General features: G+C 67.5%; 21 protein-coding genes. 12 read left to right on the top strand and 9 right to left on the bottom strand.

The window, feature by feature from the left end:
- Positions 1-37: 37 nt before the first annotated feature.
- Together ACSQ2B_RS18535 and ACSQ2B_RS18530 are read right to left on the bottom strand one after the other, a co-directional pair.
- The gene (locus tag ACSQ2B_RS18535; RefSeq protein ID WP_436052096.1) at positions 38-550 is read right to left on the bottom strand and encodes an energy transducer TonB; all 513 of its coding nucleotides are present in this window, start codon (positions 548-550) and stop codon (positions 38-40) included.
- A gap of 386 nt (positions 551-936) precedes the next feature.
- A complete protein-coding gene (locus ACSQ2B_RS18530; RefSeq protein ID WP_436052095.1) occupies positions 937-1,632 on the bottom strand; it encodes a phytanoyl-CoA dioxygenase family protein in 696 nt (231 codons plus the stop codon).
- A gap of 180 nt (positions 1,633-1,812) precedes the next feature.
- On the opposite strand from ACSQ2B_RS18530, the gene ACSQ2B_RS18525 reads away from it, so the two are divergent.
- Positions 1,813-2,628, top strand: coding sequence for an SDR family NAD(P)-dependent oxidoreductase (locus tag ACSQ2B_RS18525; RefSeq protein WP_436052094.1), 816 nt, complete (start codon positions 1,813-1,815; stop codon positions 2,626-2,628).
- A 912-nt stretch (positions 2,629-3,540) separates the two neighbouring features.
- Positions 3,541-3,663, top strand: coding sequence for a hypothetical protein (locus ACSQ2B_RS18520; protein WP_436052093.1), 123 nt, complete (start codon positions 3,541-3,543; stop codon positions 3,661-3,663).
- Here ACSQ2B_RS18520 and ACSQ2B_RS18515 read toward each other — a convergent pair.
- Positions 3,642-6,086 (bottom strand): TonB-dependent receptor, encoded by a 2,445-nt coding sequence (locus ACSQ2B_RS18515; protein ID WP_436052092.1) that lies wholly within the window; start codon positions 6,084-6,086, stop codon positions 3,642-3,644. The genes ACSQ2B_RS18520 and ACSQ2B_RS18515 overlap by 22 nt on opposite strands.
- 513 nt (positions 6,087-6,599) lie before the next feature.
- Between ACSQ2B_RS18515 and ACSQ2B_RS18510 the strand changes: the two genes are divergently transcribed.
- The 4 genes from ACSQ2B_RS18510 to ACSQ2B_RS18495 all read left to right on the top strand — a co-directional run bounded on the left by ACSQ2B_RS18510 (position 6,600) and on the right by ACSQ2B_RS18495 (position 11,017).
- Positions 6,600-7,481, top strand: a complete 882-nt coding sequence (locus ACSQ2B_RS18510; protein WP_436052091.1) for an LLM class F420-dependent oxidoreductase — start codon at positions 6,600-6,602, stop codon at positions 7,479-7,481.
- Positions 7,482-7,715: 234 nt separating this feature from the next.
- A complete protein-coding gene (locus ACSQ2B_RS18505; protein WP_436052090.1) occupies positions 7,716-8,885 on the top strand; it encodes a sulfotransferase family protein in 1,170 nt (389 codons plus the stop codon).
- Between the two features lie 17 nt (positions 8,886-8,902).
- On the top strand, positions 8,903-9,976 hold the full coding sequence (locus ACSQ2B_RS18500) for a hypothetical protein (RefSeq protein ID WP_436052089.1): 1,074 nt from the start codon (positions 8,903-8,905) through the stop codon (positions 9,974-9,976).
- A 204-nt stretch (positions 9,977-10,180) separates the two neighbouring features.
- A complete protein-coding gene (locus ACSQ2B_RS18495) occupies positions 10,181-11,017 on the top strand; it encodes a helix-turn-helix transcriptional regulator (protein ID WP_436052088.1) in 837 nt (278 codons plus the stop codon).
- A gap of 9 nt (positions 11,018-11,026) precedes the next feature.
- On the opposite strand, the gene ACSQ2B_RS18490 is transcribed toward ACSQ2B_RS18495, so the two are convergent.
- From ACSQ2B_RS18490 to ACSQ2B_RS18480, 3 genes are all read right to left on the bottom strand, one after another.
- Complete coding sequence (locus tag ACSQ2B_RS18490; RefSeq protein WP_436052087.1) at positions 11,027-11,197, bottom strand: hypothetical protein; 171 nt, start codon at positions 11,195-11,197, stop codon at positions 11,027-11,029.
- Between the two features lie 97 nt (positions 11,198-11,294).
- Positions 11,295-12,224, bottom strand: a complete 930-nt coding sequence (gene ppk2, locus ACSQ2B_RS18485) for a polyphosphate kinase 2 (protein WP_436052086.1) — start codon at positions 12,222-12,224, stop codon at positions 11,295-11,297.
- 110 nt (positions 12,225-12,334) lie between these two features.
- Positions 12,335-13,363, bottom strand: a complete 1,029-nt coding sequence (locus ACSQ2B_RS18480) for an MBL fold metallo-hydrolase (RefSeq protein WP_436052084.1) — start codon at positions 13,361-13,363, stop codon at positions 12,335-12,337.
- A gap of 365 nt (positions 13,364-13,728) precedes the next feature.
- Here ACSQ2B_RS18480 and ACSQ2B_RS18475 point away from each other — a divergent pair, with 365 nt between their 5' ends.
- From ACSQ2B_RS18475 to ACSQ2B_RS18455, 5 genes are all read left to right on the top strand, one after another.
- Positions 13,729-13,938 carry a cold-shock protein gene (locus tag ACSQ2B_RS18475; RefSeq protein WP_436052083.1) on the top strand — a complete coding sequence of 70 codons (210 nt, stop codon included), beginning with the start codon at positions 13,729-13,731 and terminating at the stop codon, positions 13,936-13,938.
- 90 nt (positions 13,939-14,028) lie between these two features.
- Positions 14,029-14,217, top strand: a complete 189-nt coding sequence (locus ACSQ2B_RS18470) for a hypothetical protein (protein WP_436052082.1) — start codon at positions 14,029-14,031, stop codon at positions 14,215-14,217.
- Between the two features lie 15 nt (positions 14,218-14,232).
- Positions 14,233-14,592, top strand: a complete 360-nt coding sequence (locus ACSQ2B_RS18465) for a DUF6481 family protein (protein ID WP_436052080.1) — start codon at positions 14,233-14,235, stop codon at positions 14,590-14,592.
- A 20-nt stretch (positions 14,593-14,612) separates the two neighbouring features.
- Positions 14,613-14,774, top strand: coding sequence for a hypothetical protein (locus tag ACSQ2B_RS18460; RefSeq protein WP_436052079.1), 162 nt, complete (start codon positions 14,613-14,615; stop codon positions 14,772-14,774).
- 2 nt (positions 14,775-14,776) lie between these two features.
- Complete coding sequence (locus ACSQ2B_RS18455) at positions 14,777-15,037, top strand: hypothetical protein (RefSeq protein ID WP_436052077.1); 261 nt, start codon at positions 14,777-14,779, stop codon at positions 15,035-15,037.
- 13 nt (positions 15,038-15,050) lie between these two features.
- Here the strand turns inward: ACSQ2B_RS18455 and ACSQ2B_RS18450 are convergent, their stop codons facing one another.
- Positions 15,051-16,058, bottom strand: a complete 1,008-nt coding sequence (locus tag ACSQ2B_RS18450) for an amidohydrolase family protein (protein WP_436052076.1) — start codon at positions 16,056-16,058, stop codon at positions 15,051-15,053.
- Between the two features lie 116 nt (positions 16,059-16,174).
- On the bottom strand, positions 16,175-16,816 hold the full coding sequence (locus tag ACSQ2B_RS18445; protein WP_436052075.1) for a carboxymuconolactone decarboxylase family protein: 642 nt from the start codon (positions 16,814-16,816) through the stop codon (positions 16,175-16,177).
- Positions 16,817-17,036: 220 nt separating this feature from the next.
- Here ACSQ2B_RS18445 and ACSQ2B_RS18440 point away from each other — a divergent pair, with 220 nt between their 5' ends.
- The gene (locus tag ACSQ2B_RS18440) at positions 17,037-17,906 is read left to right on the top strand and encodes a DMT family transporter (RefSeq protein WP_436052074.1); all 870 of its coding nucleotides are present in this window, start codon (positions 17,037-17,039) and stop codon (positions 17,904-17,906) included.
- Between the two features lie 13 nt (positions 17,907-17,919).
- On the opposite strand, the gene zwf is transcribed toward ACSQ2B_RS18440, so the two are convergent.
- Positions 17,920-19,383 (bottom strand): glucose-6-phosphate dehydrogenase, encoded by a 1,464-nt coding sequence (zwf, locus tag ACSQ2B_RS18435; protein ID WP_436052073.1) that lies wholly within the window; start codon positions 19,381-19,383, stop codon positions 17,920-17,922.
- Positions 19,384-19,602 lie beyond the last annotated feature (219 nt).

Genomic DNA, 19,602 nt, shown 5'->3' with positions numbered 1-19,602 from the left:
CGACAGGTTATCCTGTCATCGGAAGGCTCAAGAGCCTCTACTGCGTTTTTGCCGCGAGCTCGGCCGCCGCTTCGGCGCAGGTTTTTCCTTCGCCGACGGGCAGGTCCGCCGGTAGCTGAAAACGCATCTTAAACCTGAACTCTCGCCCCACGATTGTCTGGCCGGACCGTTTGCGGGGGTTTAGTTCAAGGTCGCTGGCGAACCTTACGATGGCGTCTCCGAAGCGGCAGTCTAGTGGCGTTTCCGAGATGACGCGGCAGGCCTCCAGGGTGTGCTTGGCGGAGATCTGGCAGATGACCTCCGCGGCTCCTTCGACGCCCGCTTTCTGTGCGACCTCCGGGTAATGGCGGCCGCCGAGCGTTCCGCGCTCTCTGACTACAACGTCACGGCTCGTCAGCTCATCCGCCGCGGAGGCCGGTAAAGCAGGCAGGAGCACACTCGCCACGGTGACAAGCATCGAGCGCCTGAAGCGCAGCTTCATGGAGATCCCCTGGCGGCGTAGAGGCGTTGGAACGACGGCATCCGCAACACCGATCATCGACTTGAGCATGGCGCCCTCCCATCACCATGTGAAGTTGACCCTCTGAAAACCCCCGCTCCTAAGAGAGTCGTCGATTGCCCCGAACGTCCGGATTCCGGACTCACTCGAGGGTCCGCTCCAGGCGCCCAGTCGGACAATCACAGACGGGCGGTGGACTTGGTGTCCGTCGGGACACCAGGAGCCATAGATCTCATGGCGGCCATGATGCCCGCCGGTATCGGCAACTCAAGGACGACGGCGAACGCCGCCGCCGCGTCGCGGCGCGCCCGCAGGGCGCGTCCTTGACTTGCCGATACCGGCGGGCTCGCATCTACCGTGAGATTTAAGGCGGGGAAGCATCTTCGCGATGCCAGCCCCCATCACGTCTCGCCCACCAATTTCCCGGAGGTCGGCAGTTACACGCCGAGCCACTCAAGCCCTCCGGGCAAGCTCCCGCAGGCGTAGTCGACCTGGAGCACGCGCCGGCGCATCGGTTCCGACGCGCGCTCGGAGGCGTGGACGATCGGCGTGGCGTACAGCCAGACGTCGCCGCAGGCGGCGATGAACCAGGCGACCCCACATCGTTCGACGGCGGCCGGAACATCCGTCTCCGCGATCCGCCCTAACCGATGGGATCCCGGCGCAATCAGCAGCGGAGCGTTGGACTCCGGCACGGGATCGAGATGGACGCGAAGAGTGGTCATCGACGACAGGATTTCGAAGGGCGGCGCCACGTGCAGGGCGCCGTGCTTGCGGGTCCATGGGCCGAATCCTTCCAGGTCCACCCGCCCTCGCACCGCGATAACCCGGTCCTGGCGCCAGGCCAGCGACCAGTTCGTCGCTGGCGTCTTGTCGAAGAGGATCGCCCGGACCGGCTGCGGCGGCCCCGCCATTGTGGAGGTGGCGATCGCGCCGACAGGACCGCTCGGATCCAGGAAGGGCCGAAGCCCCTCGACCTCGAACAGCCTCACGCCCGCCAGATCCGCCGGCTGGTCCGCGAGGATCGCGCGGAGGGTGGCGAGCGCCGCCTCGTCCAGGGCGGCGGGAAACAGCTGAGCGCCGTCCGCCTGCAACTGAAACCTGTCCGGCGACGTGTGCACGAGGGGAGCCATGGAAATACGTAACGTTTCGGCTCCGGCTGCTCAACGGCGCTCGCGAGCGCCGTCCACACCATCACCGAATTTGATGGCAAGGCGCATTGACGGGCGCAGTCCGGCCGCCCTCGCGCTAATCTGCAACTCATGAGCCAAATTGACCTGAACCTTCCACCCATCTCGGACGGCGGGGCAGCCGTGATCACCGGCGCGGCGAGCGGCATCGGGCTGGCCGCCGCGCGGCGGTTCGCAGCGCTCCGAATGCCCGTCGTCCTGGCCGACTTGTCAGGCGAAAAACTGCGCGCCGCAGAGATCGCGATCCGCGATGCCGGCGGCCGCGTCGCCGCCGTGCCGACCGATGTGTCGAAGCCTTCCGACCTGGAGCGGCTGCGTGACCTGACGCACAGTCAGTTCGGCCATGTGGGCGTCCTGATGCTGAATGCCGGGATCGGCGCCAATCCGGGGGGGACCTGGCAGAACCTCGACGCCTGGCGGGCCTTGATGGAGGTCAACCTCTGGGGCGTGATCAACGGTGCTCAGGCGTTCTTGCCGGCGATGGTCGAGGGCGGCCGTCCGGCGTACGTGATCGCCACAGGATCCAAGCAAGGCATCACCACCCCGCCGGGCAATCCCGCCTACAATGTTTCGAAGGCCGCCCTGAAAACCTACACGGAGGCCCTGCAGCACGAATTGCGGAACACCGTAGGCGGCAGGATCAGCGCGCACCTTCTCATTCCCGGCTTCACCTTCACAGGCCTGACTGGCGGGGGTGGGCTCAATGAGAAGCCGCCGGCGGCCTGGACCGCCGAGCAGGTGGTCGAGTTCATGTTGGAGAGTCTCGGGCGGGGCGACTTCTACATCCTCTGCCCCGACAATGACGTGGCGCGAGCGTTGGACGAGAAGCGCATGTCCTGGGCGATGGGTGACCTGATCGAGAATCGCCCAGCTCTCTCGCGTTGGCATCCCGATTGGCAGGAGCAGTTCGAGGCGTTCATCTCGGGGCGAGACGACTAGTTTTCAACTGCGCTCCCGGTTTTCGCAAACTGCTCGTCTCCGAAGGGGTTCGGAAGGTCCCTGTGTGGTGTTCGCCAGGATACCAGGGGCCATAGATCTCATGGCGGCCAGGATGCCCGCCGGTATCTGCCGTGAGATTTAAGGCGGGGAGGCATCCCGCGATGCCTGGCCCCCAATCGAAGACATGGGGATAGCTATCCTGTCCCCACCAACCAAACCGGCAGCGAGGAATAGAGGCCTGCCAGGGACAGGAAGGCCACGAACGTCAGGAGCTGTTGAAACCGGCCGTCCGGCCGTTGCACGGCGACCAGTCCCCGCTCCCTATCCCAAGGCGCCGACTCCCGCGCCAGCAACATCCACCAGTTCATCCCCATCGGGATCAGACTGATGACCGGCAGGAAAAACCAGCACCCTGCGAATACCACCGCGGCCTCCCGCCTGATCGCCTGCGAATTACGGAATTACGGTGACAGTGTACCAATTGACCGCTTCCGTCGTGGCCGAGGCAGGACCGACGCAAACCGCGATCACAGGCGCGGTGGCTCAGGTGTTCGCCAGGACACCAGGAGCCATAGATCTCATGGCGGCCATGATGCCCGCCGGTATCGACAACTCAAGGACGGCGGCGAACGCCGCCGCCGCGGCGCGGCGCGCCCGCAGGGCGCGTCCTTGACTTGCCGAGACCGGCGGGCTCGCAACTGCCGTGAGATTTAAGGCGGGGAAGCGTCCCGCGCCGCCAGTCCCCGAGATGGCGGGGAGGTATTCCGAGGACACGATGCCTAACTACCCTGCGTGATCGCGAAAAACGGAGGCGCTACCCCCGTCGCCCAGCAAAGCAGCCAGAAATAGGCGCCTGCCGATCGCAAAGCGTCAAGAACGAAAGCGGAACGGAGAGCGCTGGAGCCGTCCCGAATGATGGCCGACCTCTTCCGCAAGAAGCTCAAGCCGCGCCAAGACGAAAAGAGCCGGGCGGTTGCTGCCGCCCGGCTCGTCTTCGCGACCTTCAGTTCAGGTCAGCGCGATCCGAAGGCGTAGCGGACGTTGAGCCCGAACTCCCGCGGCGCGGTCATGCTGAGGCCGGCGGGGGCGAGCCCGCCGCTGTAGGTGGTGACGCCGGTGTTGGAGGCGCCCAGGATGTTGAAGGGCGTCGTCAGCGGCGTGCTGCTGCGGCTCAGCACCCGTTCGGTCTTGGTGATGTTCTTGCCGTAGAGCGACACCTCCCAGGCGCCGCCGTGGTCGCGGACGCCGAGGAAGATGTTCAGCAGCGCATAGCCCTTGTAGTCGTCGACGGCGTTCGACGGGTCGTTCTGCGACTTGCCGTAGAGCGAGAGCAGGCCGCGGACATAGCCGTCCATGTTGCCCGACAGGGGCCTGTAGTATTCGGACATGACGGTGCCGGCCCACTTCGGCGCCAGCGAGGCGCTGAAGGCGACGTCGCAGGCGCTGATGGTGCCGCCGCCGGTCGCCGCCTGGATCTGGGCGACCGTCGGGATGGAGGACCCGGTGTCCGGAACGCCGTCGCGCGGGAAGTAGTCGTTGCAGGGCACCGAGCCGTTCTTGATCTTGCTCTTGGCGTAGCTGCCGTTGGCGGAGATGTTCCAGTTGTCGAGGATCTGGTAGCTCACCTCCCCTTCCAGGCCGTCCACCTTCACCGGCACCGCGGCGACGAAGTTGAAGGGCGCCGGCACCCGCTGGAACAGGGTCGGCGGGGTCGTGGTGGTGTTCGCCGCGGTCTCGACGAAGAAGACTCCCGACGAGGACCGGTAGGGATAGTTCTTGAAGTCCTGGTGGAAGGCGGAGACGTTCACGCGCAGGCGCTTCTCCATGAGGGTCGACTTGAAGCCGACTTCATAGGACTTCGACCGTTCCGGGCCGAGCAGCAGGAACGAGTTCTCCAGCGGGGACCGCGCCAGGCTGAAGTCGCCGATGACGGTGATCGGCGGACGCCAGGAACTGCCCGTGCTGGCATAGACCATCAGGTCGTCGCCGAACTTATGCTTGGCCGAGACCGAATAGATGATCGGATTGTCGTGCTTGTCCTCGTTGGCGGCGGCCAGGACGTTGCCGGCGACGCGCAGGGAGCCGTTCGACCGGAAGTCGATGTAGCGCAGGCCGCCGGAGATTTCGGTCGCGTCGTCCAGGTGGAACGTCAGGTTGCCGAAGATCGACTCTTCCCGGCTCCCGCCAAGCCGCTGGATCGGCGTGAGGACGACCGTTCCGAACGTGGCGGCCGACGGCTGGCCGAAGAGGACCACCGTCGGGGTGAACAGGTTCGTCGGCGCGGTCTGCTGCTGGTAGAAGGCGCCGACGATGTAGTCGAACCTGCCGAACACCGGCTGTTCCGACGAGAGGCGGATCTCGTGCGCCCAGGTTTTCGAGTAGGTGTGGGTGGCCTGGCCGTAGCCCTTGGTGAAGGCCTGGAAGTTCGGCGGGAAGAAGTCGCCGACGTCGTTGATCTGCAGCGAATTGAACACCTGCCGGTTCATCTCGCCCACATAGTTCAGGCGCTGTCCGGCGAAGGACCACTGGCTCTGCAGGTTGAGGTTGTCGAAGCGCTGGCGGATGCGACGCGGGGCGTCCTCGACCGACAGCCGGTCGTCGGCCTCGATGAACACCGGGCTGGCCGCCGCCGTCGGGTCGACGATGCTGCGGGACTCGACCTGGTCGAACGAGCGGATCTTCTGGTGCAACTGCTGGTAGGTGACGCCGAAGGTGAGATCGGCGGTCGGGTCGAACCGGACGCTGATCCGCCCGCCCCGAGTCGCCGAATGAGGCTCCTGGCTGCTGCGGATGCTGTTGACCAGGGTCCCGTCGTTCTCGTCCCAGACGCCGGCGAGGCGGACCGCCAGCATGTCCTTGATGATCGGCAGGTTCACCGCGCCCTGCGCATTGAAGCCGCCGATGTCGGTGGCCGTCGAGCTCACATAGCCGCCGACCTCGCTGAGGTGCGGCGCATGCGTGGTGACCGTCATGGAGCCGGATGGCGAGGCGCGGCCGCGCAGCGTGCCCTGCGGGCCGCGCAGCAGCTCGACCTGGCCGACGTCGAACATCGCCTGGAACAGGTTGCCGGCCGAGATCGGCGCGTCGTTGAAATAGAACTCGACCGTGCCGTTGTTGCCGCTGGCGTTCACGTCGTAGTTGACGCCGCGCACCGAGGCGGTGGCGCCGATGCCGTTGGCGTTGTTCGACATGCTGAGACCCGGGATCACTGCCGCGATCTCGTCGAACCGGCGGATGTTCAGCTTGTCCAGGGTCGCGGACGTCACCGCGTTGATCGACACCGGAACGTCCTGCAGGACTTCGTTGCGACGGCGTGCGGTCACGATGACTTCGCCAAGCGTAGCCGATTCCGCCGGCCCGGCGGCGGGCGCCGCCCCGGTCGTCGGCTGGGCGCTGGCGGCGGACGCCAGGGCCAGGAAGCTCGACCCTGCGAGCGCCATAAACATGCGTGTTTTCATCTAGTCCTCCCCGAATGGTCTTTTTTTGATGTCGTGGTCGCCTTGCCCGGGCGGCCGACGCCTGAGCCGTCGCCGCCTGCCCGATCGCAGCATGCCTAGCTGGCGGACCTGCTCTTGAGAGCCTTGTCCGTAAGCGTTTTGATCTTCAGAACTCGCCCCGCGGGCCCGAGATCAGGTCTTCTCCGGCCCGGCGCCACGCGTACGTGGCGGCGTGCGGCGCGGAGACATGAGACCCGCAATTCCCGGCGAAAAGCGTTCCACCCCCTTGAGTTCTTATCGGTCGCGCCGTGAGCGGTGCGACATCCATTGCGCGGAAATAGGCGCACGTTTCCTCGCGCGGTCAATTCGTTTCCGTCCGGTAGCGATCGCGCCGCGGCGACCGTAGCGCGGATGCACCAGTTGGCGGTTTGACGGCTTCGCGGAGAACCGCCCTGACGCGTCTCGAACGGTGGTTGCAGGATGCTCCATTGCGGCTCTTAACTCCTGCTCCGGCCGTCAGCGAAGGCGTCGACCATGCACCTTGATCTGCACGTGATGCGCTTCGACTGGGCTGGCGGGCCGACGGGCATCGGTCCTGGCGTCGAGCGGCTCGCGCGTACGGCCGAAGCCGCCGGCGTTCGGGCGCTCTCGTTCATGGACCACTATTTCCAGATGGAAGCCGTGGCGCCCGCGGAGGACCCGATGCTTGAGGGATACACAGCCCTCGGCTTCGTGGCGGCCCTCACCCAGCGCCTGCGCCTGCGTTTGCTCGTCACGGGGGTGACCTACCGGCATCCCGGTCTCCTGGCCAAGATCGTCACGACGCTCGACGTGCTGTCTGGCGGACGCGCCGAGCTTGGGTTGGGCGCGGCGTGGTACGAACGGGAACATCGGGGGCTGGGCGTCCCATTCCCGCCGATCCGCGAGCGCTTCGAGCAACTCGAGGAGACGCTGCAGATCTGCCTGCAGATGTGGAGCGACGACAACGGCCCCTTCGAGGGCAAACATTACCAGTTGGCCGAGACCCTCTGCTCGCCGGCCCCTGTGTCCTCGCCGCGTCCGCGGATCATGATCGGCGGCGGGGGCGAACGGAAGACGCTGCGGCTGGTCGCCCAATACGCCGACGCCTGCAACTTCTTCGGGCCTCCCGAGGAGGTCGCCCATAAGGTCGGCGTGCTTCGACGGCACTGCGAGACTGTCGGGCGCGACATCCGCGAGATCGAGGTCACGGCCCTGCTCCAGGCGCAGGACGGCTGGACCGCCGACGATGTGGTTCGCAGCGCGGAAGCCTATGCGGCCGTCGGCGTCGCCACCGTCATGACCTCCGCTCCCGGGCCCGATCCGGCGGCGGCGCTCGAGTCGGTGTACGGGCCTGCGGTGGAACGCCTCGCAACGCTCCATCCAAGGCCGCTCTGAAGGGGACAATTGCGCTCAAGCGAACGCAATCAGAGACAGGCGCCCTCACCGCACCCCCGCCCGCGGCAGAACCACCCGCTCCACCGCGTCCGGCGGCGTGCGGTCGACCATAGCAAAGCCACGCCACGTCCGGATGACGTCAGGGCGTCCGTCTGGCGGAAATCGCCGGCATTGCGCCAGGGCCCGCCCGCGCCGAAACTCCCGGCAACAAGAACAAGAGGGAGGAAACGGCCTGTGACACGCGCCGCCGGACGCAGCCGCGCCTCGGAGCTGATCGACCGGGCGAAGGCTGCGGTCTCGCTGGAGGACTTCGGCGACGACGGCTTTCGCGAGGGCCTCGAGATCCTGGTCGCCTCGGCCGACGCCGAGGCCCGGTTCACCGAGACCGGCCGCGCGGCCTTCGACGGCCAGATCATCGGCTTCCTGGGCCAGCGGCTGCAGGTCGAGGACTGGTACGCCCGCCACCCGGAGATCGACGAGCAGGAGATCACCGCCCCGCTGATCGGCCTGGGCCTGCCGCGCACCGGCTCGACGGCGCTGAGCTGCCTCCTGGCCGAGGACCCGGCCGTGCGCTTCATCCGCACCTGGGAAGGGATCACCCCCTGCCCGCCGCCGCGCAAGGAGACGGAGCACACCGACCCGCGCATCGCCATCGCCGAAGAGTCGATGGCCCGGCGCAACGTCCTCTTTCCGCGGATGAAGATCATGCTGCCCTCGACCGCCACCGGGCCGACCGAGTGCCAGACCTTCATGGGCCACGACTTCAAGTCCCAGCTCTTCCAGGCCTTCGCCCGCATCCCGACCTATACGGATTGGCTGAACTACCGGGCCGACCTGGTCCCCACCTACCGTTACGTGAAGCGGGTGCTGAAGCTCCTGCAATGGCGCTGCCCGCCGACCCGCTGGCGGCTGAAGAACCCCTCGCACTCGATGTTCATCACCGCGCTCGACGAGGTCTTCCCCGACGCTCGCTACTGGATGACCCACCGCGACATCGGCGCGGTCGTGCCCTCGGTGTGCGACGTCTACTACGAGCTGTCGAAGGCCTATTCGGACGAGGTCGACACCAGGTTCCTCGGCGAGCAGAACTCCGCCTGGACCGAGCTCGGCCTGCGCCGGGTGATCGCCTTCCGCGACGCCGGAAATGACGACCGCTTCTTCGACATCCACTTCGCGCCCTTCCAGAAGGACCCGTTCCCGATCCTGGAGAAGCTCTACGCCTTCCTCGGCGAGGGGCTGACGGCGGAGACCCGTGCGCGGATGCAGGCCTGGCGCGAGGCCATGCCGCGCGACAAGCACGGCGCCGCGCCCCACGATCCGGCCGCCTTCGGCATCGACCTCGCCGCCTTGCGCCAACGGTTCGGCTTCTACGCCGAGCGCTTCGACGTCGCGCCCGCGGCCTGAAAATGGGAGATTTGACCATGGCGGACGACCTCTGGACCGGCGGTCTGGACCCTCAGCTCGACTACATGTTCCCGACCAAGCCCGAGGATCCGGAGATGCGCGAAAGCGCCTCGATCTGGCTGTTCGAGGAGAACGGCGCCTTCGGCTTCCCGCGCATCGGCATCGAGGCCCAGGGCGCGGTCTGGGAGAACCACCGCTACGACGCCAATTTCGCCTTCGCCGACGGCCGGGTGCTGCGCGAGAGCACGCGCGCGCCGACGCTGTCGCCTCGGGGATCCGACGGCAAGGCTTCGGTCCTGGGGGCCCAGGGCCTGCAGTTCCGCTGCATCGAGCCGTTCCGCAAATGGGCGGTCAGCTTCGACGGAACGCCCTATGACGGCACGGTCCAGGAGCAGATCCGCAGCGAGTTCGACGTCTACGCCGACGGCGATCGCAGCCATGGCCTGGAGGGCCGCAAGCGCCCGCCGCTGTCCTTCGACGTCGAGCTGACCATGGTCACCCCGTCCTGGGTGCAGGACTACCGGCCCGAAAATCTCGCCCGCATGTCGGAGCAGGAACAGATCGACGCCGGCCTGATGGGCTTCGGCTACCGCATCGAGCACCTGTTCCGCGGCGAGGGCGTCCTGCGGCTCGACGGCGAGACTCGCGCGTTCAAGTGCCTCGGCTCGCGGATCCACCGCCAGAGCGTCCGGCCTATGGGCGCATTCCGCGGCCATTGCTGGCAGTCCGCCGTCTTCCCGGACGGCCGGGCCTTCGGCTACATCGCCTATCCGCCGCGCGCGGACGGTTCGACCTACAATAACGGCTACGTCTATCAGAACGGCCGGATGTATCCGGCGCGGGCCACCAAGATCCCCTTCCTGCGCAACATCATGCCGCGCGGCGACGACGTTTCGCTGGAGCTGGAGTCGGAGCTGGGCGTCGCCCGGATCGAAGGCGCCACCACCCTGGCCACCTTCCACATCGGCAATCCCGGGGTGAACGGCCTGAGCAACCAGCAGAGCGGCGTCCGCTACAGCTGGGACGGGCTGACGACCTTTGGGATGATCGAGCGGTCCTCGCCGGCGGATCTGACGAAGATCGTGCTGTAGGGCGGAGAGCGCCGAACGCCCCCTCAGTCGCTTCGCGACAGCTCCCCCGCAAGCGGTGGAGCATCTACGGCCCAGATCCTCCACCGCGCAGCGGGGGAGGTGTCGGCGAAGCCGACGGAGGGGGCGTTCGGCGGCGCCCCCCTGCCCACGCCCGCCATTGCGCGCTAGGCTCGGCCTCCACTTCTGGCGACCAAGAGCCTGCCCATGGACCTGATGACGGTCGACGCCGAGCTTCGCGTGCCCGACGCGACGGCCCGGCTCGCCCAGTTTCACCACGACGGCCCCAGCGACTACGTCTTCAACCAGGACGCCTGGTGGATCGACCTCGGCCTGACGCCGCGGCCGACCAATACGCGGGCGCGCTACGTCGACGGCTGGAGCCCGCACCGCTATGTCCGGGTGGGGACCATGATGCTGGTCCCCGCCGGCCACGCCCTGCAGTTCCGCACTGACGGCGGCAGCATGGCCTCGATCGTCTGCCTGATCCGCCCGGAGCTGGTCCGCAAATGGACTGAGGACGAGCTCGACTGGACCGACCGCCTGCTGGAAGCCAACCTCGACGTCGCCTCTTCCGCCCTGCGCGCGCCCCTGCTGCGGCTGGCCGACGAGCTGCGCCATCCGGGCCTCGCCGGCGCGGCCATGGCCGAGCTGCTGATGGGCCAGGTGACGATCGAGCTGGCGCGCCACTGCGCCGCCCTGAAGGACGCTCCCGCCTCCGGCGGCCTCGCCGCCTGGCGCCTGCGGCTGATCGACGAGCGCCTGGCCCAGGTCGGGCCGCCCCCCGGCCTCGACGAGCTGGCGGGGCTCTGCGCCCTCTCGGTCCGCCAGCTGACCCGCGGCTTCCGCGCCAGTCGCGGCCGGCCACTGGGCGAGCACATCGCCTGCCAGCGCGCCGAGCTCGCCAAACGCCGCCTCGTCGGCGACGAGAGCCTGAAAGAAATCGCCCACGCCCTGGGCTTCGCCAGCCACTCCAGCTTCACCTCGGCCTTCCGCCGGGCGACCGGCGTCACCCCACGGGAGTTCCGGCTGCGAGTGCGGTAGGACCTCGCGTCAGGGCTTCGGCTTGAGATCGGGGCGGGCGGCCAGGAAGGCCTCGCGCTCCGCGGCCGTCAGGACCTTGGCGGGCTTGCGGCGCGACACCTTCGGCGTCGGCGGCTCGTAGACCCGGCTCGGCGCGGACGGGCGCTTCAGGTCGGAGAGCTTTTTCGGCGGCGGTTTCATCGGCGTCTCCCCGCGATCCGCCCCTTGGCGCGACGCCCCATCTCTATGGCACATCCCGATGGGAGAGATTGGCGCGAAGCGCAGCGTCGGGCGCGCATCAGCCTTTGATCGTTCCGTAGACGTCCGGCACGAACATTTCGGCCGGCACCGGGACGCGGAAGTAGTCCTCATGGCGCACGCGGTCGGGCAGCTGCACCGGCGGATGCTCCACGGGATTGTAGGGGATCTGCGTCAACAGGTGGCTGATGCAGTTCAGCCGGGCGCGCTTCTTGTCCACGGCTTCGACCACCCACCAGGGCGCCTCCGCAATGTGGGTGCGCTCGAGCATGACTTCCTTGGCCTTGGTGTAGGCTTCCCAGCGACGCCGGGATTCCACGTCCATCGGGCTCAGCTTCCACTGTTTCAGCGGATCGTGGATCCGCATGTTGAAGCGGAATTCCTGCTCCTCGTCGGTGATCGAGAACCAGTATTTGATGAGGATGATGCCGGATCGAACCAGCATCCGTTCGAACTCCGGCGCCGAACGAAAGAATTCCTCGTATTCCGCCTCGGTGCAGAACCCCATGACCCGTTCGACGCCGGCCCGGTTGTACCAGCTGCGGTCGAACAGGACGATTTCGCCGCCCGCCGGCAGATGGGCCGTATAGCGCTGGAAATACCATTGGGTGCGTTCACGTTCGTTGGGAGCCGGCAGGGCCGCCACACGACAGACGCGAGGGTTCAGGCGCTGGGTGATGCGCTTGATCGCGCCCCCCTTGCCGGCCGAGTCGCGGCCTTCGAAGATCACCACCACCTTGAGCTTCTGAGTCTGCACCCAGTCCTGCAGCTTCACCAATTCGCCCTGCAGGCGGAACAGCTCCTTGAAGTAGACCCGCCGGTCGAATTGCTCGCGCTCGGGATGGTCCTCCAGGTCGGCAATGATGTTCTCCAGCCGCTGGTCTTCCATTTCCAGTTCCAGCTCTTCGTCGAAATCGTCGGCGATCGCCTGCTGGATCCGCTGCAGGGCGGTCTGGCGGTCGAGGGTCATGGCTCGCTCCGTGGTGTGCGTCTCAGCACAAAGCGCCGGCGCATGACATCCGTGCGAACACTGCGGGCAGACGGACGATAAACATCCCGCCGCCCCGGCGACGAGCAGGCCTAGACGGTCAGCGGATGGCCGGCGTCGCGCCAGCCCTTCAGACCGCCCTCGAGCGCCGTGGCGCGGAGATAGCCCAGCTCGCGCAAGGTCGCCGCCGCCAGGGTCGAGATCTTGCCGAACTCGCAGCAGGTCAGGATCTTCGCCGTGGGATCCGGCAGCTCGGAATTGACCCGCAGCTCCAGCTGGCCGCGCGGCAGATGGATCGCGCCCGGGATATGGCCGGCCTCGAACGCGTCCTTTTCCCGAACATCCAGGATCACCAGGTCGCGACTGTTGCCGCCCACCCGCAACGCCAGTTCGGCGAGCGACATGAAGGGCAACTTGGCCGCGGCCTCGGCGAGCAGCTGCGAGACCGGCTTGGCGCCGGTCATGTTCGTCCGCAGCGCCTCGGTCAGGTGGGTCGGCGCCGACAGGTCCAGGCTCTGCATCATCGCCACGAAGTCCGCACGGTCCCGCTTCTGCAGACGCGGGTTGTCCGCGATCTCCGCGCCGATCGTCGAATGCGACCGGCCCTTGTAGTCGTGGGCCGGGAAGACCAGGGTTTCGGGCGGCAGGGTGAGGAGCTTCTCGAACAGGCTCTCGTAGAGCTCGTGCGGATCGCCCGTCGGCAGGTCGGACCGTCCGGTCCCGCCGATCAGCAGGGTGTCGCCGGTGAAGACCCGGTCGCTCATCACCAGGCACATGGAGTCGCGCGTGTGCCCCGGCGTGTGGAGGGCCTGCAGCCGCAGCTCGCCGACGATCAGCATATCCCCGTCGTCGAGCCGGAGGGCGGCGTGCGGCGCCGGGCTCAGCCGATGCATGACCACCGGCGCGTCGAGCGCCTTGCCGAGCTCGCGGCCGCCGGAGAAATGGTCGGCGTGGGTGTGGGTGTCGATGACGTAGCGCAGGTCCAGGCCCAGCTGGTTGATATGCCCGCGATACTCCCGCACCCGCGACAGCTCGGGATCGATCAGCACCGCCGCCCGCGTCGAGCTGCAGCCCACCAGGTAGGACTGGCACCCCCCGGTCGCGATCTGCTCGAACAGCATGGCGCTTCCTCCGCGCGTGACAGGTTGAACATTCCGCCGGAACAGCCCGGTCGGCAACTCCCCAACGGGCCATGTGAGCGCCGGCGGGCGACGCAGTTTGTGACGTGGAGCAAGCGCTCCAAGCCGCCTTCGGCGACGACCTTCGCCGCCGGGTCCGACAAGAAATTCTACGGAGACGAAGGTTTCGCTAGCTTTGCGCCGTCGGGTGTGGGATAAGTCCGTCATCGACTTGCGCTGGGCTTCGGTTGCTCTCCGCGCTTGATCTTCGGATCGAGCTCCAGGCCTACCAAAAACCTCTCCGACAATTTGATCTCACGCCTCACAAGAGGCGCGCGAATATTTATACTTCTAAGAGAGATAATCTCATGACGACCGGCACCGTGAAGTGGTTCAACCCGACCAAGGGCTTTGGCTTCATTCAACCCGACGACGGCGGCGCGGACGTTTTCGTCCACGTCTCGGCGGTCGAGCGCTCGAGCCTCGGCTCGCTGCATGAAGGCCAGAAGCTCAGCTTCGAGCTGGAACGCGATCAGCGCAGCGGCAAGATGTCCGCTGGCCAGCTGCAAGCTGTCTAAGACGCGCCCTGTCGGCTTGCCGATAGGATCTAGGATGGGCGGTCGGCGCGAGCCGGCCGCCTTTTCAGCTCACTGATTGACGTTATGACCATGTCCACCATCGAACGCGCATTCACCCTGGCCCGCACTGGCAAGTACGCCACCCTGGCCCAGCTTCAGCTTCAGCTGAAGGAGGACGGCTGCCGCGCCGTTGAGACGCTGCTGTCGCCGCGCTCCATCAAAGATCACTTGGTCGCCATCTGCGCTGCATCGTCAAAGGCGATGCGGGTCGACGGCTGACCGCCGAAAGCGAGTATGAACGACAAACTCAAGACCGGCTTCGCTGACCGGCTGAAGACGTCTGCCGCCGCCAAACAGGCGCTGCTCGACAAGCTGCGCCCCAAGCCGACCCAGATCGACCCGCAGCATGCCGAACGCGCCAAGCTGCGGGCAGCCGAACTGGAGGCCGTGCGTGAAGAACGCGCCGCCGCTAAGGCCGCCAAGAAGCAGGCGGCCGCAGATGCGGAACTCGAGATCCAACGCGCCCAAGCCGCCGCCGAAGAGGCCGCGCTCGAGCTCAAGCGCGGTGAACGCAAGCAGCGCAAGGCGCTGTCCGCGGCTGAGGCCAAGGCTGCGCGCGACGCAAAGTACGCCGCCCGCAAGGCCCGGAAATAGCCCACAGGTAAGGACAAGCCATGGCTCGTAAGCCGAACTACCAGTTCGAGCGGATGGAACGCGATCGGGCCAAGGCCGCCAAAGCCGCCGAGAAGGCTGCTGAAAAGGCCAGCCAACGCGAGCGCGATCAGGCCGCGGGCGACGGCCAGGCCGGCGTGACGTCGCCGAAGACAGAGAACTAACTATGCAAGACGGCGTCGCCTACAACCACCAGACCGTGATCCTGGATGGCGAGACCTTCACCGACTGCGAATTCGCGGCCTGCCGCCTGGTCTACGCCGGCGGCGAGCCGCCGCGGTTCAAGGGCTGCCGCTTCGACGACTGCGAATGGAAGTTCGAAGACGCTGCGGCGCACACCCTCTCCTACCTGAAGCTGATGTGGAACGTCGGCGCCAAGGCCGCGGTTCAGACGACGATCAAGGAGATCACCGTCGCCGGACGCTGATCGCCGCCGCTAGCTAGAGCGCGATCCGGTAGGCCTCCGCCGCTGTCCGGCGGAACAGGCGCTCCTTCTCATCCTCCGAACAGCCCCGGGCGATAATCTTGAAGGCGTTCCAGGTCGCGCCGTAGCCGCCGGACGCCTTGTCCGGCGGGAAATTGCTCTCGAACATGCAACGCCGCGGCGTGAAGGCCTCGATGCAGGTCTCGATGTAGGGCCGCCAGTTGGCGGCGAGAGCCGCCGACGACGCCTCCCCGATCTCGCCGCCGATCGGCTGCGACAGATCCATGCCGAGCCCGCCCAGCTTGACGAGGACATTGGGATGGCGCGCGAGCGCGGCGATCTTCTGCGCCCACTCGGCGCGGACCTCCGCCGCGCGCCCGGCATAGGCGCCCTGGGCCTCCGGGGTCCCGACATGGTCGAGGATGATGGTCAGGTCCGGAAGCGCCGCGGCGAGGTCGATCACCTCGTCGAGCTGGGTATGGAAACACCAGACGTCGAGGCTGAGGCCCATGCGGGCGAGCACGCGCGCGCCGTCGACAAATTGCGGGCGCCGCATCGCCTCGCGGGCGCGCGGATCGCAGGGCGCGCCGAACATCCCGGCCTCGCTGAAGCCTGTGGCGCCGCGCACGCCGCGGAATCTTTCCCCGGCCCTCGACACATGCGCCTCGAGCACCGCCGCCACGCCGGCGCCGAGCAGGAGGTCCGCGCCGCCCACGATGCGGTGCGCGACCCGGCAGGAGCCATAGCCGCCGCTGGCGCTCATCGCGGCGACGCCATTGGCGAATTCGGTCTCGCCCAGCGACCTGAGCTCAGGGGGGCCGTCCTGCCGGTACATGGCGCGGCATTCGACGAAAACCGTGTGGGTGATGTTGTGGCCGCTGCTGGCGACCGTCCGGAGCAGCTCGGGCAGGAGGAAGGTCTGCGGGACCTGCAGGGCGCCCGGCGCCGGCTGGATGTCCCAGAGGTGGAGGTGCGGATCGATGATCGGCCGCAGGGGATCGAGCGGCTGTTCCTCGGGTCTCATGCGCAGGCCCTCCCATCGTCCGTCAGGACGCGTTGTCGCCGTGCGGCCGGGTCAGCGGCCAAAACCGTTGGGCGAGAGGCGAACCCGCCCCCCGCCTCATGGGCCGGCCGACCGCGTCAGCGATAGGTGAGGCCGGGGTTGTCGGAGGCCAAACGCATACGCAGGGCGTTCTGCACCAAGGCGGTGGCGACGTACTGGCCGACCATCATCGGAAGTTCGATCAGCTGTTGCTCATTCCAGCTCTTGGCGAGGGTGGCCCAGGTCGCGTCCGAGATCGCCTGTTCTGACAGCAGCTCCTCCACGGCGCGCAGAAGCGCGGCGTCGTGCTCGCTCCAACCCGGTGCGGCGGCCCCCAGGATCACCCGCTCGATCTCCTCCGGCGTCACGCCATAGCGTTGGCTGATGTCGACGTGCTCGCCCCATTCATAGGGCGCGCGCATCAGCCAGCCGACGCGCAGCACGGCCAGTTCACGCTCGCGCGGCGACAGCGCGCCTTTGAAGATGGCGGCGCCCATTTCCATCTGGCAGCGGAAGATCTCCGGATGCTTGACCATGGTCAGGCAATATTCGGGAATGTCGGCGCTAGGGGCGAGACCGACCGCAGCGCGGATGCGGTGGACCAGATCCTTGGCGTCCCCGCTCAACTCTTCGGCCCTGAGCGGTTCGATCCGTTGCGGCTTGCCGGTGATCTCGGCTTCGCGCGCGGCGATCGCCTCCGGATCGTAGCCGCTCCGCTGCGCAATAAGCGATCCGTCCATCCATCTCCCCTTTGTGGTCTTCTGGCGACACGTCCCGGATGAGAGCGCGTTCCACCGCCGGTTTCTCCCAACATAGCCTCCCCCTGGCTGGACGGGACAGCCCATTTGTCGGGCTCGGGCAGGACCGGTGTTGACCGCCAGGGCGCAACCCCTCCAAACCTGGGCGGTGTCGCCGCCCGCCCATCCCCACGCTCCGGTCCACCGTCCCCTCTTGGGGATCGTGCTCCGCGTCTCGGCCATGGCCTGCCTGGCGCTGATGTTCGCGCTGGTGAAGTGGTGCGGCGACCAGAGCGTGCCGGTCTTCGAAATCATCCTCTTCCGCAACCTCTTCGCCTTCGTTCCCCTCGGCCTCTACATCTGGCGGACCACCGGCTTCGAGGTGCTGAGGACGCAACGTCCGTTCGGTCATCTCGCCCGCTCGGCCGTGGGGCTGGCCGGCATGGTCTGCGGCTTCTCGGCGGTCCAGTATCTCCCGCTCTCCGAAGCCACGGCGCTCCAGTTCGCCTCGCCGCTGTTCATGACGGCGCTGTCGGCGCTGCTGCTGGCCGAGCCGGTCGGGCGACACCGGTGGGCGGCCGTCATCCTGGGCTTCATCGGGGTGATGATCATGGCCCGCCCCCTGCCTGGCCAGATGAACCTGGTCGGCGTGACCTTCGGCCTGCTCAGCGCGCTGGGAGTCGCGGGCGCCATGGTCGCCATCCGCCAGATCGCCGACACCGAGCGGGGACCAACGATCGTCTTCTATTTCACGCTCGCCGGCACGGTGCTGGGCCTGATCGGATCCCTGCTGTTCGGCTGGACCATCCCGGACGCCAGGACCCTCGGCCTCCTGGTCCTGGCCGGGCTCGTCGGCGGGGTCGGCCAGCTCTTCCTGACCGAGGCGCTGCGGGTCGCCCCCATCGGCGTGGTGGCGCCCTTCGACTACACCCAGCTGATCTGGGCGGCCCTGCTGGGCCTGGTGATCTGGGACGAGTTCCCGCACCCCGCCACGCTTGTCGGCGCCGCGATCGTGACCGCCAGCGGGATCTACATCCTGCACCGGGAACTGCAGCGCCTGCGGAGCGCCACGCCGGCGGGCGAGGCGATCTAACGAGTAGGCGGCTTCAGTCGGACCAGGCCCGGCCCGCCCGCTCGATCAGGGCGAAGGCGCCGGCGGGACCCCAGCTGCCGGCGGCATAGGGCTTGGGCGTCAGGTTGGCCTCGCGCCAGGCCTCGGCCACGCCGTCGATCCAGCGCCAGGCCTCCTCCACCTCGTCCCGGCGGACGAAGAGGGTCGAATTGCCCCGGATGACGTCGAGCAGCAGGCGCTCATAGGCGATCGGCCGGCGCGCGCCCGGGCCTTCGTAGGTGCTCAGCAGGGACAGCGACAGCGGCATGGACTGCAGGCGCATGCCGCCGGCGCTGACGCCGGGGGCCTTGTTCATCAGGGTGAGCTTGATGTCCTCGTCCGGCTGCAGGTCGATGACCAGGCGGTTGGCGACGAGGTCGTCCCGGGCCTGGGCGCCGAAGATGGAATGGGGCACGGGCTTGAACTGGATGGCGATCTGGGTGCGCCGTTCCGGCAGGCGCTTGCCGGTGCGCAGGAAGAAGGGCACGCCGGCCCAGCGCCAGTTGTCGATGTCGGCGCGCAGGGCCACGAAGGTGTCGATGCCGCTCGCCTGGCCGCGCTCGGCCTCGTAACCCTTGACCTGTTTGCCGCCGACGACGCCCGGGGTGTACTGGCCGCGGATGGAGTTGTTCTGGGCGTCGAGGCGGGTGAAGCGGCGCAGGGATCGCAGCACCTTGACCTTCTCGTTGCGCACGGAGTTCGGCTCCATGTCCGCCGGCGGCTCCATGGCCACCAGGCAGAGCAGCTGCAGCATGTGGTTCTGCAGCATGTCCCGCAGCGCGCCGTACTCGTCGTAGTAGGGCCAGCGCTCGCCCACCCCTTCGGTCTCGGCCACGGTGATCTGCACGTGGTCGATGGTCAGGTTGTTCCAGAGCGGCTCGAACAGGGTGTTGGCGAAGCGCAGGGCGATCAGGTTCTGCACCGTCTCCTTGCCCAGGTAGTGGTCGATCCGGAAGATCCGCTTCTCGGCGAACACCGCGCCGACGGCGACGTTGATCTCGTCCGAGGTCGCCAGGTCGCGGCCGATCGGCTTCTCCAGCACGATGCGCGTCTGGTCATGGGCGAGGCCGGCGGCGGCCAGCGCCACGCAGACCCGGCCATAGAGGCTGGGCGACAGCGAGAAATAAAACATGGGCGCCTGTACGCCCTCCAGCATCGGCGCCAGCTCGCGCGCGCCGGCCTCCGTGGTGGCGTCGGCGGCGGTGAACTCGAGGCGAGGCTCGAAGCGTTTCCAGACCGCCTCGTCGAGGCCTTCGGAGCGCGCCAGGAGCAGCTCGCGCACCTGGGCGACGAACTCCTCCCGGGTCAGGTGGGCGCGCGCGGTGCACAGCACCTTGAAACCGTCGGGCAGGAAGCCGTCGGCGTCGAGGAAGTAGAGCGAAGGCAGCAGCATGCGCCGGGACAGGTCGCCGGTGGCGCCGAAGAGGAGGATGGCGTCCGCCTGCCAAGTCTCAATCATGCCGCACGCCTTTTCGCGAATACAGGGCCCGGGATGCGCGGATTGCGCGGGGGCCGTCAAGCCCGGGCGGGGGATTGGGAGAGGACCGCGCGGACGAAGTCTAGCGCGTGCCCGTTAACGCTCTCTCAGCCGCCTTCGCAGGTGCGAAAAAACCGCGAGACGCAGACATCATCGTCCTCCCCGGACGGTTTCAAGGCCGATCCGAGGCAGCGCCACGGC

Origin of the sequence: Phenylobacterium sp. LjRoot225, assembly GCF_964252855.1 — a bacterium.
Classification (GTDB): domain Bacteria; phylum Pseudomonadota; class Alphaproteobacteria; order Caulobacterales; family Caulobacteraceae; genus Phenylobacterium.
The sequence above is the reverse complement of the archived record's forward strand: the minus strand, read 5'-3'. Positions and strand labels throughout refer to the sequence as shown.

Coding starts and splice junctions, on each gene's coding strand:
- ACSQ2B_RS18495 (WP_436052088.1), top strand. CDS start 10,181: ATGGACCTGATGACGGTCGACGCCGAGCTTCGCGTGCCCGACGCGACG.
- ACSQ2B_RS18455 (WP_436052077.1), top strand. CDS start 14,777: ATGCAAGACGGCGTCGCCTACAACCACCAGACCGTGATCCTGGATGGC.
- ACSQ2B_RS18515 (WP_436052092.1), bottom strand. CDS start 6,086: ATGAAAACACGCATGTTTATGGCGCTCGCAGGGTCGAGCTTCCTGGCC.
- ppk2 (WP_436052086.1), bottom strand. CDS start 12,224: ATGACCCTCGACCGCCAGACCGCCCTGCAGCGGATCCAGCAGGCGATC.
- ACSQ2B_RS18490 (WP_436052087.1), bottom strand. CDS start 11,197: ATGAAACCGCCGCCGAAAAAGCTCTCCGACCTGAAGCGCCCGTCCGCG.
- ACSQ2B_RS18500 (WP_436052089.1), top strand. CDS start 8,903: ATGGCGGACGACCTCTGGACCGGCGGTCTGGACCCTCAGCTCGACTAC.
- ACSQ2B_RS18530 (WP_436052095.1), bottom strand. CDS start 1,632: ATGGCTCCCCTCGTGCACACGTCGCCGGACAGGTTTCAGTTGCAGGCG.
- ACSQ2B_RS18450 (WP_436052076.1), bottom strand. CDS start 16,058: ATGAGACCCGAGGAACAGCCGCTCGATCCCCTGCGGCCGATCATCGAT.
- ACSQ2B_RS18465 (WP_436052080.1), top strand. CDS start 14,233: ATGAACGACAAACTCAAGACCGGCTTCGCTGACCGGCTGAAGACGTCT.
- ACSQ2B_RS18480 (WP_436052084.1), bottom strand. CDS start 13,363: ATGCTGTTCGAGCAGATCGCGACCGGGGGGTGCCAGTCCTACCTGGTG.
- ACSQ2B_RS18510 (WP_436052091.1), top strand. CDS start 6,600: ATGCACCTTGATCTGCACGTGATGCGCTTCGACTGGGCTGGCGGGCCG.
- ACSQ2B_RS18520 (WP_436052093.1), top strand. CDS start 3,541: ATGATGGCCGACCTCTTCCGCAAGAAGCTCAAGCCGCGCCAAGACGAA.
- zwf (WP_436052073.1), bottom strand. CDS start 19,383: ATGATTGAGACTTGGCAGGCGGACGCCATCCTCCTCTTCGGCGCCACC.
- ACSQ2B_RS18475 (WP_436052083.1), top strand. CDS start 13,729: ATGACGACCGGCACCGTGAAGTGGTTCAACCCGACCAAGGGCTTTGGC.
- ACSQ2B_RS18460 (WP_436052079.1), top strand. CDS start 14,613: ATGGCTCGTAAGCCGAACTACCAGTTCGAGCGGATGGAACGCGATCGG.
- ACSQ2B_RS18535 (WP_436052096.1), bottom strand. CDS start 550: ATGCTCAAGTCGATGATCGGTGTTGCGGATGCCGTCGTTCCAACGCCT.
- ACSQ2B_RS18445 (WP_436052075.1), bottom strand. CDS start 16,816: ATGGACGGATCGCTTATTGCGCAGCGGAGCGGCTACGATCCGGAGGCG.
- ACSQ2B_RS18470 (WP_436052082.1), top strand. CDS start 14,029: ATGTCCACCATCGAACGCGCATTCACCCTGGCCCGCACTGGCAAGTAC.